The sequence below is a fragment of the Dietzia sp. 111N12-1 genome, from assembly GCF_001658045.1.
In the GTDB taxonomy this organism is placed as follows: Bacteria; Actinomycetota; Actinomycetes; order Mycobacteriales; family Mycobacteriaceae; genus Dietzia; species Dietzia kunjamensis.
The window spans coordinates 20,677-35,953 of sequence record NZ_LSSV01000021.1 but is presented as its reverse complement, the minus strand read 5'-3'; the positions used below and the strand labels follow the sequence as shown (position 1 = coordinate 35,953).

Here is a 15,277-nt window from a genome sequence, read left to right as displayed (position 1 = left end):
TCACGTCCGCGGGGGCCGGGACCGCGTCAGGCCTCCTCGGCCGCGGGATCTCGCGAGAGCGATTTGTGGATGGACACGCACAGCGCGATCAGCACCAGTACGAACGGCGAGGCGGCGATGATCGTCATGTTCTGCAGGCTCGACAGGGCGTCGCCGCCACCGTCACCGGCCACCAACATGATGATCGCCACGGCGGCGGTGAACGACCCCATGAGCATGACGAGCCAACGGGTCGGCTCCTCCACGCCGTGCTGGGCCATCCCGCCCATGACGATCGACGCCGAGTCCGCGGAGGTGATGAAGAAGATGGCGATGAGGACCATCGCCACCACCATGAGTACGGGCGCGAGCGGCAGCTCGCGGAGCAGGTTGAACAGTTGCGGCTCGAGCGACCCGTCGCCGAAGACGCTGCGTCCGGCCTCCTCGAGGTAGAGGGCGAAGCCGCCGAAGATGGAGAACCAGACCACCGACAGGGTGCTGGGGATCAGGACCACGCCGATGATGAACTCGCGAACGGTGCGCCCACGGCTGATACGGGCCAGGAACATGCCAACAAACGGCGACCAGGAGATCCACCACGCCCAGTAGAAGACCGTCCACCCGGAGAGCCACTCGGCGGCCTCACCGTTCTCGCTCACCGCGGTACGCGAGGCCATGTCGAAGAAGTCGGAGAAGTAGGTGCCGATCGTGGTGGGGATGAGGTCGAGCATGAAGAACAGGGCGCCGGAGAAGATCGCCACGAACAGCGCGAGCGACACCGCCAGGATGAGGTTGATGTTCGACAGCAGCTGGATACCGCGGCTGATCCCGGAGGCTGCCGAGGCGAGGAACACCAGGCCCAGGACCACGATGACGCCCACGACCAGGGCGATGCCGCCACCGCTGATCGCGCCGGTCTCGTTGAGCCCGGCCCGGATCTGCAGCGCACCCAGGCCGAGCGAGGCCGCGGTGCCGAAGATGGTCGCGACGACGGTCGCGATGTCGAGGACCTTGCCGATCCATCCCGCGGCCCGCTTCTCGCCGATGAGCGGAACGAACGCCTGGGAGATGAGGTGGCCGCGCTTGAAGCGGTAGGCGGCCAGCGCGAGCGCGAGCCCGACGATCGCGTACATCGACCACGGGTGCAGGGTCCAGTGGAAGGTCGTCGTGGCCATGGCCACGTCGTACTGCTGCTCCTGCCCCGGCGGCGGCTCCTGGAAGTGGGTGAGCGGCTCGGACACTCCGTAGAACATCAGCCCGATGCCCATACCCGCGGCGAACATCATGGCGATCCACGACCGCGTGGAGAATTCCGGCTTCTCGTCGTCGCCGCCCAGGCGGATGCCGCCGAACCGGGACAGAGCCAGGTAGATCGCGTAGACCACGACCGTGGTCGAGACGAGGATGAACAGCCACCCCACCGTGTCCACCACCAACGAGAACGCCTCACCGGCGGCGTTCTCGAACGAAGTGGTGTACATGGCGCCCCAGATCACCACGATGAGAGCGATGATCGTGGTGGGCACGAGGACCGTGAAGTCGACGCCCGGACGGGGCCCGCGCACAGGGTCCTCTGGGCCGTCATTCGACGCGTCGAAAGCTTTCTCTCGTGACTTAGGCATACGTCGAACCCTGTCAACAATCCAAGGTGAGCGCAAGATATTAAAACGCTTATCAGTCCCCGGCGTGGATTCGACGCCCCGGGGTGGCACGATCGGACGGTGCCCGATTCCACCCCCGCCGTGCCGGCGCTCCTCCGCGCCCTCCACGAGCGGTCGCGGGCCCTCGGGATCGGTCCCCCGGCGGCGTTCCTCGGCGACTGGTGCGGCTCCCCGGCGGTGATCATCCCGTCCGTGGACCTGCGGCCGACCCGGCCCGAGCAGGTCTTCTCGGTGGCCGGCGACCTCGTCGTCGTCGGGTTCCGCTCCTTCCCCGACCACGTACCGGACGACGCCCCCCTCCTGCCCGCGGCGGTCCGCGGCACGGCCACCGGCAGGCTCACGCTCGCCCCCGACGGCCGGTGGCGGGGCGACGGCACCGCCCCCGACCCGCACGAGGTGGTCCGACGGTACGGGCCGCCGTCATCCGGGGGCGCCGGTGACGACGGGGACGATGGCGACGACGACGAGGTGGGCATCCCCCTCACCTGGGCCGCCCCCGACCGTCGCGCGCACAGACGTGCCGTGGTGGACTGCCTCGAGGCGATCCGCGCCGGCGAGGTCTACCAGACCTGCCTGAGCACCCGCCTCGACGGCAGGCTCCGCGCGGACCCGCTCGAGACCTTCCTCTCCCTGGCCCGCCGCGCCCCCGCCGCGCGGTCGGCGTACCTCGAGGGCGAGTGGGGCGCGGTGCTGGCCTTCTCCCCCGAGGAGTTCCTCGTACGCACCGGCGACGACGTCCGCACCAGCCCCATCAAGGGCACGGTGCCCGCCGACCGCGACCCCGCCGAACTCCTCGCCTCCGCCAAGGACGTCGCGGAGAACATCATGATCGTCGACCTCGCGCGCAACGACCTCGGACGAGTGGCGGACGTGGGCTCGGTGAGGGTGTCCGACCTGCTCGCCGTCCGTCCCGCGCCCGGCGTCCACCATCTGGTCTCCACCGTCACGGCGCGCACCTCGGTGGACCACGACGCCCTCGTGGCCGCCACCTTCCCACCCGCCTCGGTCACCGGGACCCCCAAGCAGCGTGCCCGGGAACTCATCGCCGGCTGGGAGCCGCGGTCCCGCGGCCTGCACTGCGGCACCTACGGGTTCGCGACCGCCGACACCCTCGACCTGGCGGTGGCCATCCGCACCCTCGAGGTGGCGCCGGACGGCCGCTGCGAACTCGGGGTGGGCGGCGGGATCACCATCGACTCCGACCCGGACGCCGAATGGGACGAATGCGTGCACAAGGCGGCGTTCACCTGGGGCGGCGGTCCCGCGCCCTGGCTCTGAGCCGCCGCGCCCCCTCAGGCGCGTGAGTCGAGCACGGCCTGGTAGAGGTCCCGCTTGGTCACCGCCGACCCCTCGGCCACGGCGGCGCAGGCGTCCTTGAGCCGCTCCCCCGCCTCGACCCGCTCCTCGACGATCTCCACGAGGTCCTCGAGGGTGGCGGTCGACCCGGCGGCGTCGGCACCCTCGACCACCACGACGATCTCCCCCAGCACGCCGCGGGCGGTCCGCTCGGCCAGCTCACCCAGGGTGCCGCGCAGGACCTCCTCGTAGGTCTTGGTCAACTCCCGGCACACCGCCGCCCGGCGATCGGCGCCCAGGACCTGCGCCGCCTCGGCGAGCGTGTCGGCCAGGCGGTGCGGGGACTCGAAGAACACACAGGTGCGCTCCTCCGCCGCCAGCCGGGCCAACCACGTCCGGCGTCGGCCCGGGCGCCGCGGCGGGAACCCGTCGAAGCAGAAGCGGTCGACCGGCAGCCCGCTGAGCACCAACGCCGTGGTGACCGCCGACGGTCCCGGCAGACACGTCACCGGGAGCCCGGCCTCGATGCACGCCACGACCAGCGAGTACCCCGGGTCCGACACCGCCGGCATCCCGGCGTCGGTCACCACCGCCACCACGTCCCCGGCGCGGACCCGCTCGACCAACTGGGGCACGCGACCGGCCTCGTTGTGCTCGAAGAAACTCATCACCCGGCCCCCGATGGTCACCCCGAGAGCCGTCGAGAGGGAACGCAGCCGGCGGGTGTCCTCCGCGGCCACGATGTCGGCGGTCGCCAGGACCTGCCGCAGCCGGTCCGAGGCGTCAGCCGGGTTCCCGATGGGGGTGGCCGCCAACACGACACGTCCGGACGTCATGACGACCACCCTATCGGTGGCCGGGCGCATCCCCGCCCGGCGCTCGGCCCCCACTATGCTCTGCCTGTGACCTCGACCATCGGCGTGCGCTCACCAGGACGCCCGCTGCCCGCCCCCGACACCGGTCCGGTCGACACGACCCGCGACCTGATCGCCACCGGCGCCATCCTGGTCCTGGCGTTCCTCTCCCGCTTCTGGGGCCTGACCTCGGCCACGGACAAGGGCACCCCGGTCTTCGACGAGAAGCACTACGCACCGCAGTCGTACAACGTCGCCCAACTCGGCATCGAGGAGAACCCCGCCTACGGCCTGGTCGTCCACCCGCCCGTCGCCAAGCAGATCCAGTCCATCGGCGGCATGCTCTTCGACTACTCGCCCCTGGGCTGGCGGTTCACCGCGGCTCTGGCCGGGGTGCTCGTGGTGCTCATGGTCATGCGCATCACCCGGCGCCTGACCCGGTCCACCCAGCTCGGCCTCGTCGCCGGGCTGCTGCTGTGCCTCGACGGCGTCAGCTTCGTGACCTCTCGAATCGGCATGCTGGACATCTACCAGGTGCTCTTCGTCGTCGCGGCCGCCGGCGCCCTGCTGGTGGACCGCGACCGGATGCGCGCCCGCATGCATCGGGCCGCCCTCGAGGGCAGGCTCCACCTGTCGAGCCTGGGACCGCGACTGGGATTCCGCTGGTGGCGCTTCGCCGCCGGCGTCATGCTGGGCCTCGCACTGGGGGTCAAGTGGTCCGGCCTGTACTTCATCGCCTTCTTCGGTCTGATGACCGTGGCGTGGGACTGGGCCCTGCGCAGCCGCTACGGGGTCCAGCGCCCAATCGCGGGCGCACTGCTACGCGACGCGGTGCCGGCCTTCCTCACCCTCGTCCTCTGGCCGGCGATCCTGCACATGTTCACCTGGCTGCCCTGGTTCGCGAACGAGAACTCCGTGTACCGGCACGTCGTGGGCGACGAGGTCGAGGACAACTGGCTGCCCGACGCGGTGCAGTCGTGGCTGTACTACCAGTCGTCGGTCCTGGACTTCCACTCCACGCTGACCACCTCCGCCGGGAACCGACACCCCTGGGAGTCCAAACCGTGGACCTGGCCCATGAGTCTGCGGCCGATGCTCTACTACGTCGAGCAGGGCGAGGGCATCGCCGGCTGCGGGGAGACCTCGTGCGTGCGCGCGATCATGCTCCTGGGCACGCCCGCCATCTGGTGGCTGGCCATCCCCGTCCTGGCGTGGGCGTTCTGGCGCGCCGTCATCTGCCGCGACGGCCGCTACGCGTTCCCACTGGTGGGCTACATGGCCGGCTACCTGCCGTGGTTCTTCCAGCACGACCGCCAGATGTATTTCTTCTACGCCTCGGTCATGGCGCCGTTCTTCGTCATGATCATCGCGCTGGTGTTGGGCGAGATCGCCGGCAGGGCCACCGACTCCCCCCGGCGGCAGCTCATCGGCCGCGCGATCGTCAGCCTGTACCTGGCGCTGGTCGCGGTGAACTTCATCTATGCGCTGCCCATCCTCTCGGGGATGCCCATCACCCAGACCGAGTGGAGCCACCAGCTCTGGCTGCCGTCCTGGCGCTAGCGCGGTCGACCACGCGCGGACCCGACCCGTACTGAGCCCGGCCGCTGAGCGCTCGCTTATCACCGGCTTGGCGCAGCCTGATCCCCCCGCCCCGCGGCCGGGGACGAGGTGTCGCCGACGGTGTGCGGTCAGTACCGTCGCGGCAGTGAACGAGCTATCCCTTCCCTTCGCCGATCTCCCGATGAGCGACGTGACCCAACAGTGGCTGGTCGAGAAGCCGGCCATGATCGCCCTGTACCTCGTGCTGGCGCTGCTGGTGCGGTGGGTGCTCCACCGGGGCATCGACCGGATCACCGCCCCGTCGAAGAACGCGTCCCCGTCCTCGTGGCGGCGCCGCCGACAGGAACGGGCCGACCGGCGCGCCGGCGCGCACACGGTCGAACTCGACCCCGACGGCGACCGCGGTGAGGTCACCGCCGACGAGAGTGGCGGTCTCACCGCCGCGAGTCTGAAGAAGAACAGTCGACGACGCTCCGCGGAGCACGTGCGGACCGAGCATCGACGCGCGGAACGGCGGGCACAGCGGATGGCCACCATCGGGTCGGTGCTCAAGTCGATCGTCTCGTTCGCCGTGCTCGTGTGGGTGGTGCTGCAGACCCTGGCCATCGTCGGCGTCAACGTGGCGCCCTTCATCGCGTCCGCCGGGATCGTCGGCGTCGCGCTGGGCTTCGGCGCCCAGGCCCTCGTCCGGGACTTCCTCTCCGGTCTGTTCATGCTCTTCGAGGACCAGTACGGCGTCGGTGACTGGGTCGACCTGGGCGAGGCCGAGGGCACGGTCGAGCACGTGGGACTGCGCGTCACCTCACTGCGGGACCTGCACGGGACGCTCTGGTACTGCCGCAACGGCGACATCCAGCGCGTCGGCAACTACAGCCAGGACTTCGGCGTGGCGTTCCTCGAGATCCCCGTGTCCTACACCGCCGACGTCGACCGGGCGTGCACCGTGGCCATCGAGACCGCCAGGCAGGCGGCGGCCGAGGAGCCGATCGCCTCGAACCTCATCTCGGGCCCGGAGCTCCAGGGCGTGAACGCGCTGGACGCGGACTTCTGGTCCCTGCGGATGACCGCGGTGACGCAGGCCAACACCCAGTGGGCCACCGAGCGGGAGCTGCGGCGCCGCATCCGCAACGCCTTCGACGAGGCCGGCATCGACGCCCCGTACCCGGACGGCCTCCCGGTGTCCGCGATGCGCGCGATGGCCTCGGGGTGAGGCCAGGGCGGCGACAGCCGTCCCCGCCCGGTCGGCGCTAGCCGCCCAGCACCCTGTCGATGCTGAACCGGCCGGCGCCGACCGCCGCCACGAGCAGCGCCCCCACCCCGAGCGCCACCACGAGTTCCCAGCCGTTCTGCGTGATGAACGGGCCGTTGGTCGCGTGGACGAAGTAGAACGCGCCGGCCATATCCACGCCGAGCAGGATGCCCGCGAGTGGGGTGAGGAGCCCGGCGATGAGGGCGGCCCCGGCCACCAACTCCACTCCGGCGACGATCGCGGCGGTGACGGCCGGCTGCAGGATGCCGTAGCTCGAGAACTGCTCGGCCACCCGGCCCAGGCCGAGGGTGAAGAACTTCTGCCATCCGTGGGCCGCGAACACCACCCCGAGCCCGACACGGGCCAGGAGGATCGCGGCGTCCCGGAGGGTCTCCATCCCCCTCACGGGAGGATGCCCCGGCCGGCCTTGGCGAGCCGACGGTGGAGGGCCATCATCGCGAGCCGGTACAACGGCGGGGCGAACTTCTGCGCCGCGAAGCCGACGCGGACGTCCGGGGAGGTGTAGACGAGGTAGCGCCCCTTGCGCACGCCCTCGAGCATCTTCTCGGCGGCCTGGTCCGGGGTGACCGCGTGGCGCCGGAACTGGTCGACGGTCCTGGCCACCTCGGGATCGGACCTGTCGACGCCCGCGATCTCGACGGTCTCCACGAGCGGGGTGTCGACGCCGCCGGGGCAGACGAGGTGCACACCGATGTCGTACGGCGCCAGGTCGAAACGCAGGACCTCGGCGACGCCGCGGATCCCGAACTTGGCGGCACTGTAGGCGGCGTGCCACGGCAGGCCGAGCAGACCGGCGGCGGACGAGACCAGGACGAGCGCGGCGGGCTTGCGGGCGGTCATCATCGCGGGCACGAACGCCTCCACCACGTGGATGGTGCCCATGAGATTGACCTCGACCATCGACCGCCAGATCCGGTGCTCGAGCAGATCCGGGCGGCCCCAGGCCGAGTTGCCGGCCACGTGGAAGATCGCGTCGGGCGCACCGCTGTCGGCCACGACGCGCTCCCCGAACGCCATCACGGCCTCGTGGTCGGTGAGATCGAGCGCCTCGGCCACGAGCACGGGCGCACCGGCGTCCCGGCAGGCCTGCTCGGCGGAGGCCAGCCCCTCGGCGTTGAGGTCGGTGAGCACCAAGCGGGCGCCCTCATCCGCGAGCCGGAGGGCCGCCGCGCGACCGATCCCGCTGGCCGCGCCGGTCACCACGCAGACCCTGCCCCGGTAGTTCTTGATCCGTCGCCTCGACATCTACTCCCCCACGTCCGGGCCCGGATCGAAAAGCGGCGGGCCACCCGATGTGATCACCGTAGCGGCCCGACGGGGCACGTGAGGCGGGGACGGGCGGGCGCGTCCGCTCTACACGGGTGGCGTGGGGCTCGTCGCCTGGAGGGTGTCGTGGCCGCCGCGGGCGGGGATCGGCGGGACGTACTCGCGCAGCACGCAGCGGCTGCCGCTGTAGATGGTGGCCATACAGCGGTTGCAGTGCACGCAGAGCGACCGACGCCGGTCGTCCTCCTTGAGCTTGTTGGGTAGGTCGGGCTCACGCAGCAGGCCTCGGCCCATGGCGACGAACTCGAAACCGGCCCCCATCGCCTTGTCGATGGACGGCCGGTCGACGATCCCGCCGAGCAGCATCATCGGCAGGTCCACGGCCTCGCGGATCTGCCGGGCGTCGTCGAACATGTACGCGTCGGTGTACGGGTACTCCTTGAACATCTTCGGACCCACGACCTTCATGCCCATCTTGATCACCGCGGGCTGGGTGGCGGCGAACTCCTCCAGGGGCGCGGCGCCCTTGAACAGGTAGATGGGGTTGAGCAGGGAGCTGCCGACTGTCATCACCAGCGCGTCGGCGGAGCCGTCCTGCTCGAGCCACTGGGCGACCTGGCGGGCCTCGTCGATCCAGAACCCACCGGGCACGCCGTCGTCCATGTTGAGTTTGATCGTCACCGCGATCTTGTCGCCCATGGCGTCGCGGATGGCGCGGCCGATGCGGCGGGCGAAGCGGGCGCGGTTCTCCAGCGATCCGCCGTAGGAATCCTTGCGCCGGTTGAGCTTGGGGCTGAGGAACTCGCTGACGAGGTAGTTGTGACCGAAGTGCACCTCGATGGCGTCGAAACCGGCCTCATACGCACCGCGGGCGGCGCGGACGTGGTCGGACACGATCCGGTCGATGTCCGCCTCCGTGCACGCCTTGGTGATCGCCAGGCCGGTGGGCGCCGGGATCCGGGACGGCCCGAGCGGGGGCAGCCCGTTGGACGACCCGTTGGCGACGGCCCCGGCGTGACCGACCTGGGCGGAGATCGCGGCGCCCTCGGCGTGCACGGCGTCGGTGAGCTTGCGCAGCATGCCACCGTCGTCCATTCCCCAGTGGTATTGGTGCTTGTCGGTGCGGCCCTCGGGGGAGGTCGCGAGGTAGGCCACGGTCGTCATGCCCACGCCGCCGCGCGCGTACTCGGCGTGGAACTCGATGAGCTCGTCGGTGATGCGCCCCTTGGGACAGCGCCCCTCGAAGGTCGCGGCCTTGACGATGCGGTTGCGCAGCGTCACGTTGCCGATCTTGCCGGGGCTGAAGACATCGGGTGCGGGTGTTCCGGGCGCGAGACTCATGAGCAGAACTATAACCTGTTCCACCCGCCCCGTCCCCTGTCTGGCCAGCGCATTTGTCGTGATTCGCCGCAGGCACCCTACGCCGGGCGGCGCTACCGCCCGCCACCTGCAGACCATAGGTTGGCCTTACCCGCTTCAGACGCCCGCACCGATCTCCACGAGCGATACGCCGCAGGCGGTCGTCACGATCCCCGATCCCATCAGTCCTCCCGTCGGGGATCCGAGGCACCGCCGACCGCGCTCCCGATGTGGACCGCGAGCACGGCCAGCGCTGAGGCGCCCTCCGGGGTGCCCGCCACGACCGGAAAGCAATGGATCATCCCGGGCCAGACCCTCAGGTCGATCGTCGCGCCACGCGAGCGACTGGCCTCGACGAAGCGGCGGACGTCGTCGACCACGAAGTCGTCGCCGCCGCACACGATCGCGGTCGGTGGCGCCGACGCGTCGAGGGGGCGCCGGGCGGGTGAGACCCCCGGGTCGTCGACCGGGACGTTCCCGGCATAGGCGTCGCGACAGGCGCGGGCCAGCCTCGGCGGCGTGCGCGGGTCGAACGCGCCACTCCACCGGGCCGCGCCGGCCTGCCGCCCCGGGCCGGTGCGCCCGGCCAGGTCGACCCAGGGGCTGACCAACGCCAGGGCGGCCGGACGCTCCCCACTGCGGCGGAGGCGGTCGAGCAGCCCGAGGGCGAGGGCGCCGCCCGCGGAGTCCCCGGCGACGGCGACGCGCGCTGCGCCACCGACACGCTCGGCGAGATGACGGAACGCCACCTCGGCGTCGTCGAGGGCGGCCGGGTACCGGTGCTCGGGCGCGAGTCGGTAGTCGGGGACGTAGGCGGTCGATCCGGACAGCCGGGCGAGCGTGGTCGCCATGGTGGCGTGCGTGTCCGCTGAGCCGGCGACATAGCCACCACCGTGCAACACGAGCAGCCCCGGGGCATCCGCCGGCCCGTCGATCCAGAGCCCGGGGACGGGAGCACCGTCGGCCGGTCGGGCCACCCGGCGGGATCCCGTGGCCCGCGACGCGCCCGTGGCCACCGCGCGCATCGCCCGGATCCACCTCCGGTCGAACGGTGCGACGGTCAGCACGGGGCGGATGACCAGCTGCAGGCCGAGGCGTTGGAGGCGTGCCGGGAGGCTCGGCCGGCGGGTGAGCGTGATCCGACGGTCGGCCTCGGTGACCAGACGACGCGCCAGCAGGGCGACGAGCGCCGCGATGACACGGGCGACGACCGTGCCGACGACCCGATCGGACGTCCGGATGGAGCACTCCCACTCGAGCTCGCCACCACCGCCTGGCAGGGCGCGCACGGTGACGGCGCCGGGGTGACGTCGGCCGAGCCCGCGCAACAGCGCAGGCGCCCACTCCTGCCACCGCGCGGCGTCGGAGGCGAGGGAGAGCACGTCACCGGGCTCGGCCGAGAAGCGCTCGACGATCGTGAAGGAGTGAACGGCCACTGCCCCAGCTCACCACAGCGCCAACTCACCACAGCGCCAACTCACCACAAAGCGGAAAGGCCGTCCCCGCTTGCGCGGAAACGGCCTTGAGAACTCGTAGTCCTTGGGTGGAGCTAAGGGGAATCGAACCCCTGACCTTCTCGATGCGAACGAGACGCGCTACCAACTGCGCTATAGCCCCTCGCCGCCCTGGCGGGCGACGATGTCACCCTCGCGGGCGACGATGTCACCCTCGCGGGCGACGCTGCCGCCCTCTCGAGCAGCGTGGAATACCTTACCAGGATGGTCGGTCCCCCGACCAAACCGGGCCGCCGATCAGCCCACCGCGCGCCGCAGCGGTGCGTGCTGCCGACGCCGGTGATCGTGGTGCCCGGGGTCGGAGTCCAGATGATCGTCGAACGTATCGAGGACGTCGAACGCCGGGTCCTCGTCGTCGATCTCCAGCACGACCGCACCGGGACGCCGCAGGCGGGGCGGCACCACGGACAGCTCGTCGTCCTCGCGGGACTCCACACCGAGCCGGGCGCGACGCATCCTCTCCACGCGGCGCCGGCGCAGGCTCTCCTCGAGCTTGACCTGGCGGCGCAGGTAGGTCAGGTAGGCGGCGAGCAGCAGTACCGAGCCACCCGCGAACCACCAGACGGCGGGCACGGTGAGCAGCGCGGCGATCACGGTGACGACGGACAACGCCACGAGGATGAGCACGGTGCGCTGGCGCGCGTGGGCCCGCTGCTCGGCGGCCTCGCGGTCCGCCATCGGGTCGTAGGCCCCGCGCCCGCGACGCCGCTCGGCGAAGCTCAGATCGGCGTCGGTGAGCTCGACCTCGGGCTCGGCCGGGCGTCGGCGCCCACGATGGGTGAGCACGGCCTCCTCGTCGATGCCCGCGGCGTCCTCGGCGTGATCGGTCCGAGCCGCGGTCCGCCCCCCCGCCGTGCCCTCGACGAGCTCGCCGTCGACGACCACCGGTCGCCGGGTCTCGTCGTCCGCCTCTGCGCCCGACACGTCCGAGTCCGCGGCCGCCGCGCCCACGCCGTTCGAGCGGAGGTCGCCGACCCGGGCGCCCACGGCCGAGGCGGACCGCTCGTCCACCCCTGCGACCGCCCTGGCCGGGTCGTGCTCGTCGACAACGGGGACAGCCGGGATCTCGGAGGTGACCTCCTCGGCGGCCGGGTCCCCGGCCACCGCGGCGAGCCGCTCCTCCATCGCCCGGCGGACGGCCTCGCCCCGACGGCCGGCGGCCTCACGGCGCAGGGTCTGCTCGAGCAGGTGCTCCCACGTCTCGGTGTCGAGCAACTCGGCGTCCGTCGCGCCCGCCCCGGAGGGCAGACCGAAAAGGGAGTCCTCGTCCTCGGCCTGGACCGGGTCGGCGGCGGCACGGCCACGACTGGGTACCAGTCGGCCGGAACCGCCGGAGTAGAGCGTGCGCGTCTGGGCCAGTGCGTCACCGGTGCGGCGGATGGGATTCCGCGACCGGATGAGCATCGGCGCGAGGACGAACAGCCAGACCACCACCAGCAGGATGATCAGCAGCGAGCTCGACATCGATCAGGCCTCCTCGAGCGTCTACCCCGACACGGGACGTCGTGGTGAGGTCCCAACCGTATCGGGGCCCGAGCCCCGTCCGGTGACGGCGCGCCGCAGGTCACGATGCTCAGGACATACTCAGACGCGCGGTCACGCGCGTCGCGCCAGACCCGCCTGCACCAGAGCCGCGACGGCGCCCCGGCCGTGCTCCTCGCGGGTCCGTGCCACCAGGAGATGATCGCGCCACGCCCCGTCGACGTGGAGGTAGCGCCGCAGCAGCCCCTCCTCGCGGAAACCGCACCGGTCCAGCACCACGCGGCTGGCGGTGTTCTCCGGCCGGACGGTGGCGTCGACCCGGTGCAGTGCTCCCGGACCCAACGCGTGGTCGACACCCAGCGCCAGGGCGGCGGTGGCCACCCCGCCACCGAGGAAGGGTCGCCCCACCCAGTAGCCGATCCAGCCGGAGTGCAGCGCGCCGCGGACGATCCCGCCCACGGTGAGCTGCCCGCAGAAGCGGCCGTCCAACTCGATGGCGGCGGGCAGGCTAGCGCCGGCGCGGGCGTAACGCTTGAGCTGGGCGTGGATGGGGGGCCAGGCGCGCGCGGAGTTGTTCTCGTGCCAGCTCCCCTCAACGGTGGGCTCCCACGGTTCGAGGTGGTCCCGCTCGAACAACCGCAGCGCCGCCCAGTCCCGGGCGTCGCGGCGGCGGACCGGGCGCAGGGTCACGACCCCTGCGCGCACCCGCACCGGCCCGGCCTCGATCGGCCACCCGGGGCGGGTCACCGTGTCGGCGGCGAACGCGCTCCACGGTCCGCTCACGTCGCCGGCCCGGTCACCCGCGCTGGGCGAGGAACATCACGTCGACCTCGTCACCCGTACGCACCGCGGTGACGCCGGGGTCGATCACGACGAGGCAGTTCGCCTCCGCCAGCGAGGCCAGCAGGTGGGTGGACGACCCCTGGGCGCCGCCGAGGGCGCGGACCAGGTACTCGCCGGTGTCGGTGTCGCGCATCAGTTGTCCGCGCAGGTAGCCGCGCCGACCCTCGACCGACGAGATCGGCGCGACGGTCCGTGCGCGGACGGTGCGGCGCATGGGCTGGCGCTTGCCGAGGGCGATCCGGATGAGTGGGCGGACCATGATCTCGAAGACCACCAGGGCGCTCACCGGGTTGGACGGCAGGAGGAAGGTGGGGACCTCGTCGCGTCCGAGCCGCCCGAACCCCTGGACCGACCCGGGATGCATCGCCACCCGGTTGACCTCGATCTGGCCGAGCTCGGCCATGACCTGGCGGATGCGGGTGGTCGCCTCACCGCCGGCGGCGCCCGAGACCACGACGAGCTCGCTGCGCACGAGTTGACCCTCGAGGACCTCGCGCAGGCGGGACGGTTCGGTACTGGCGATGCCCACGCGGTGGACGTCGGCGCCGGCGTCCCGGCCGGCCGCGGTGAGGGCGTAGGAGTTGACGTCGTAGACCTGTCCGGTGCCGGGCCGGCCGTCGACGTCGACGAGTTCGTCGCCGACGGAGATGACCGCCATCCGTGGCTTGGGGTGCACCAATACCTTCGCGCGCCCGACCGAGGCGAGCAGGCCGACCTGCGCCGGTCCGATGATGCTGCCCGCGCGCACCGCCACGTCCCCGGGCTGCACGTCGTCGCCGACCCGTCGGACGTAGTCCCCGGTGCGGACGGCGCGGGAGGGGGTGATGTGACGCCCGTCGGCGGTGGCCCATCCGATCGGCAGGACCGCGTCCGCGAGCGTGGGCAACGGCGCGCCGGTGTCCACCCGGACGGTCTGGCCGGGCTGGAGGCGGGTCGGCTGGCGGGATCCGGCGGTGATCTGACCGACCACGGGCAGTGTCGCCGGTCCGGCCGGACCGTCCCCGCCCTGGGCGGTGGACCCGCCGGCGCGCACGTCGACGCTGCGCACCGCGTACCCGTCGATGGCGGCCTGGTCGAACGCCGGCAGCGGCCGTTCCGCCACGACCTCCTCGGCGCACAACAAGCCTTGCGCCTCGGAGATCGCCACACGGACCGGGCGCGGGGCGACCGCGGCCGCCGTCACCAGCGCCAGCTGTTCCTCGACGGAGCGCACCCAGTGTCCCCTTCCCGTACCAGTCACCGCCCGCCGAGCGGGCCCGCCTCACCTACGGTGCTCGTCAGGAACCCAGTCGGTCCGAGAGCCACTCGCGGAGATCGTCCGCGTACGCCGGGTTGTCCAGCGCGAAGTCCACGCAGGCCTTGATGTAGCCGCCCGGGTTGCCCAGGTCGTGCCGCGTACCGTCGTGGACCACCACGTGCACGGGGTGTCCCTCGCCGATGAGCAGGTCGATCGCGTCGGTGAGCTGGAGCTCGCCTCCGGCACCCGGCTCGATCCGGCGCAGCGCGTCGAAGATCGCCCGGTCGAGCACGTACCGCCCGGCCGCGGCGAGGTTGGACGGAGCGTCCTCGGCGGCGGGCTTCTCGACCATGCCGAGCACCTTCTTCACCGACGGGTCATCGGTGTCCTCGACCCGGAACACGCCGTAGGACGACACGTCCTCCGGATCCACCTCGAACGCGCACAGCACGCTGCCGCCGCGGGCCGCGCGGACCGCCGACATCCGGCCGAGGATCCCGAACGGCAGGACGAGGTCGTCCGGCAGCAGCACGGCCACCGCCTTCTCCTCGTCGCCGAGCACCGACTCCACCTGCGCGACCGCGTGACCGAGCCCCAGCGGCTCGTCCTGGCGCACGTCCACGACCTCGATGAGCCCGGGGGCGCGCTGGACCTTGTGCAGCAGGACGTCCTTGCCGCGGTCGGACAGCGTGTCCTCGAGGACCTGGTCCTCGGAGAAGTGCGCCATCACGCCGACCTTGCGCTCGGAGGTGACGATCGCGAGTCGGCCGGCGCCGGCCTCGGTGGCCTCCTCGGCGATGAGCTCGATGCCCGGGGTGTCCACGACCGGTAGCAGTTCCTTGGGCACCGTCTTGGTGGCGGGCAGGAACCTGGTCCCCAGGCCGGCCGCCGGCACGACGGCGGTCCGGAACTGCGGGTCGACAGAGGTACTGGACGTCATGGCGACCACCTTAGAC

At 71.8% G+C, this 15,277-nt stretch carries 13 protein-coding genes and 1 tRNA gene; 3 read left to right on the top strand and 11 right to left on the bottom strand.

All coding sequences use genetic code 11. From position 1 onward, the window contains the following. Positions 1-26: 26 nt before the first annotated feature. Positions 27-1,601 carry a BCCT family transporter gene (locus AYO52_RS03550; protein ID WP_067713307.1) on the bottom strand — a complete coding sequence of 525 codons (1,575 nt, stop codon included), beginning with the start codon at positions 1,599-1,601 and terminating at the stop codon, positions 27-29. A gap of 99 nt (positions 1,602-1,700) precedes the next feature. Between AYO52_RS03550 and AYO52_RS03545 the strand changes: the two genes are divergently transcribed. After that, entirely contained in the window at positions 1,701-2,918 is a 1,218-nt protein-coding gene (locus AYO52_RS03545; RefSeq protein WP_067713304.1) for an aminodeoxychorismate synthase component I, read from the top strand. 14 nt (positions 2,919-2,932) lie between these two features. Here the strand turns inward: AYO52_RS03545 and rsmI are convergent, their stop codons facing one another. Then, positions 2,933-3,772 (bottom strand): 16S rRNA (cytidine(1402)-2'-O)-methyltransferase, encoded by an 840-nt coding sequence (gene rsmI, locus AYO52_RS03540; RefSeq protein ID WP_067713438.1) that lies wholly within the window; start codon positions 3,770-3,772, stop codon positions 2,933-2,935. 66 nt (positions 3,773-3,838) lie between these two features. On the opposite strand from rsmI, the gene AYO52_RS03535 reads away from it, so the two are divergent. Beyond that, positions 3,839-5,350 carry a dolichyl-phosphate-mannose--protein mannosyltransferase gene (locus tag AYO52_RS03535; RefSeq protein ID WP_067713301.1) on the top strand — a complete coding sequence of 504 codons (1,512 nt, stop codon included), beginning with the start codon at positions 3,839-3,841 and terminating at the stop codon, positions 5,348-5,350. Positions 5,351-5,531: 181 nt separating this feature from the next. Beyond that, positions 5,532-6,560: a mechanosensitive ion channel family protein gene (locus AYO52_RS03530; protein WP_067713298.1), complete on the top strand. Its 1,029-nt coding sequence runs from the start codon at positions 5,532-5,534 to the stop codon at positions 6,558-6,560. A gap of 37 nt (positions 6,561-6,597) precedes the next feature. Here the strand turns inward: AYO52_RS03530 and AYO52_RS03525 are convergent, their stop codons facing one another. From AYO52_RS03525 to AYO52_RS03485, 9 genes are all read right to left on the bottom strand, one after another. Next, positions 6,598-6,996 carry a DoxX family protein gene (locus AYO52_RS03525; RefSeq protein ID WP_067713296.1) on the bottom strand — a complete coding sequence of 133 codons (399 nt, stop codon included), beginning with the start codon at positions 6,994-6,996 and terminating at the stop codon, positions 6,598-6,600. Between the two features lie 5 nt (positions 6,997-7,001). Then, on the bottom strand, positions 7,002-7,865 hold the full coding sequence (locus tag AYO52_RS03520) for an SDR family oxidoreductase (protein ID WP_067713291.1): 864 nt from the start codon (positions 7,863-7,865) through the stop codon (positions 7,002-7,004). Between the two features lie 108 nt (positions 7,866-7,973). Further along, positions 7,974-9,227: an NADH:flavin oxidoreductase gene (locus AYO52_RS03515; protein WP_067713288.1), complete on the bottom strand. Its 1,254-nt coding sequence runs from the start codon at positions 9,225-9,227 to the stop codon at positions 7,974-7,976. A gap of 200 nt (positions 9,228-9,427) precedes the next feature. Then, positions 9,428-10,681 (bottom strand): alpha/beta hydrolase fold domain-containing protein, encoded by a 1,254-nt coding sequence (locus AYO52_RS03510; RefSeq protein ID WP_067713286.1) that lies wholly within the window; start codon positions 10,679-10,681, stop codon positions 9,428-9,430. A 108-nt stretch (positions 10,682-10,789) separates the two neighbouring features. After that, positions 10,790-10,862: transfer RNA gene (locus AYO52_RS03505), tRNA-Ala, on the bottom strand. 134 nt (positions 10,863-10,996) lie between these two features. Beyond that, on the bottom strand, positions 10,997-12,223 hold the full coding sequence (gene glpR, locus AYO52_RS03500) for a gephyrin-like molybdotransferase receptor GlpR (protein ID WP_067713283.1): 1,227 nt from the start codon (positions 12,221-12,223) through the stop codon (positions 10,997-10,999). Between the two features lie 132 nt (positions 12,224-12,355). After that, a complete protein-coding gene (locus AYO52_RS03495; protein WP_082923740.1) occupies positions 12,356-13,024 on the bottom strand; it encodes a GNAT family N-acetyltransferase in 669 nt (222 codons plus the stop codon). A gap of 13 nt (positions 13,025-13,037) precedes the next feature. Continuing rightward, positions 13,038-14,297: a gephyrin-like molybdotransferase Glp gene (gene glp, locus AYO52_RS03490; RefSeq protein ID WP_067713280.1), complete on the bottom strand. Its 1,260-nt coding sequence runs from the start codon at positions 14,295-14,297 to the stop codon at positions 13,038-13,040. A 64-nt stretch (positions 14,298-14,361) separates the two neighbouring features. Further along, positions 14,362-15,261, bottom strand: a complete 900-nt coding sequence (locus tag AYO52_RS03485; protein WP_067713277.1) for a UTP--glucose-1-phosphate uridylyltransferase — start codon at positions 15,259-15,261, stop codon at positions 14,362-14,364. Between the last annotated feature and the right edge of the window lie 16 nt (positions 15,262-15,277).

Bases quoted from the DNA above. Each gene is read 5' to 3' on its own strand.
- AYO52_RS03550 (WP_067713307.1), bottom strand. From the start codon at position 1,601: ATGCCTAAGTCACGAGAGAAAGCTTTCGACGCGTCGAATGACGGCCCA.
- rsmI (WP_067713438.1), bottom strand. From the start codon at position 3,772: ATGACGTCCGGACGTGTCGTGTTGGCGGCCACCCCCATCGGGAACCCG.
- AYO52_RS03530 (WP_067713298.1), top strand. From the start codon at position 5,532: ATGAGCGACGTGACCCAACAGTGGCTGGTCGAGAAGCCGGCCATGATC.
- AYO52_RS03525 (WP_067713296.1), bottom strand. From the start codon at position 6,996: ATGGAGACCCTCCGGGACGCCGCGATCCTCCTGGCCCGTGTCGGGCTC.
- AYO52_RS03520 (WP_067713291.1), bottom strand. From the start codon at position 7,865: ATGTCGAGGCGACGGATCAAGAACTACCGGGGCAGGGTCTGCGTGGTG.
- AYO52_RS03515 (WP_067713288.1), bottom strand. From the start codon at position 9,227: ATGAGTCTCGCGCCCGGAACACCCGCACCCGATGTCTTCAGCCCCGGC.
- glpR (WP_067713283.1), bottom strand. From the start codon at position 12,223: ATGTCGAGCTCGCTGCTGATCATCCTGCTGGTGGTGGTCTGGCTGTTC.
- AYO52_RS03485 (WP_067713277.1), bottom strand. From the start codon at position 15,261: ATGACGTCCAGTACCTCTGTCGACCCGCAGTTCCGGACCGCCGTCGTG.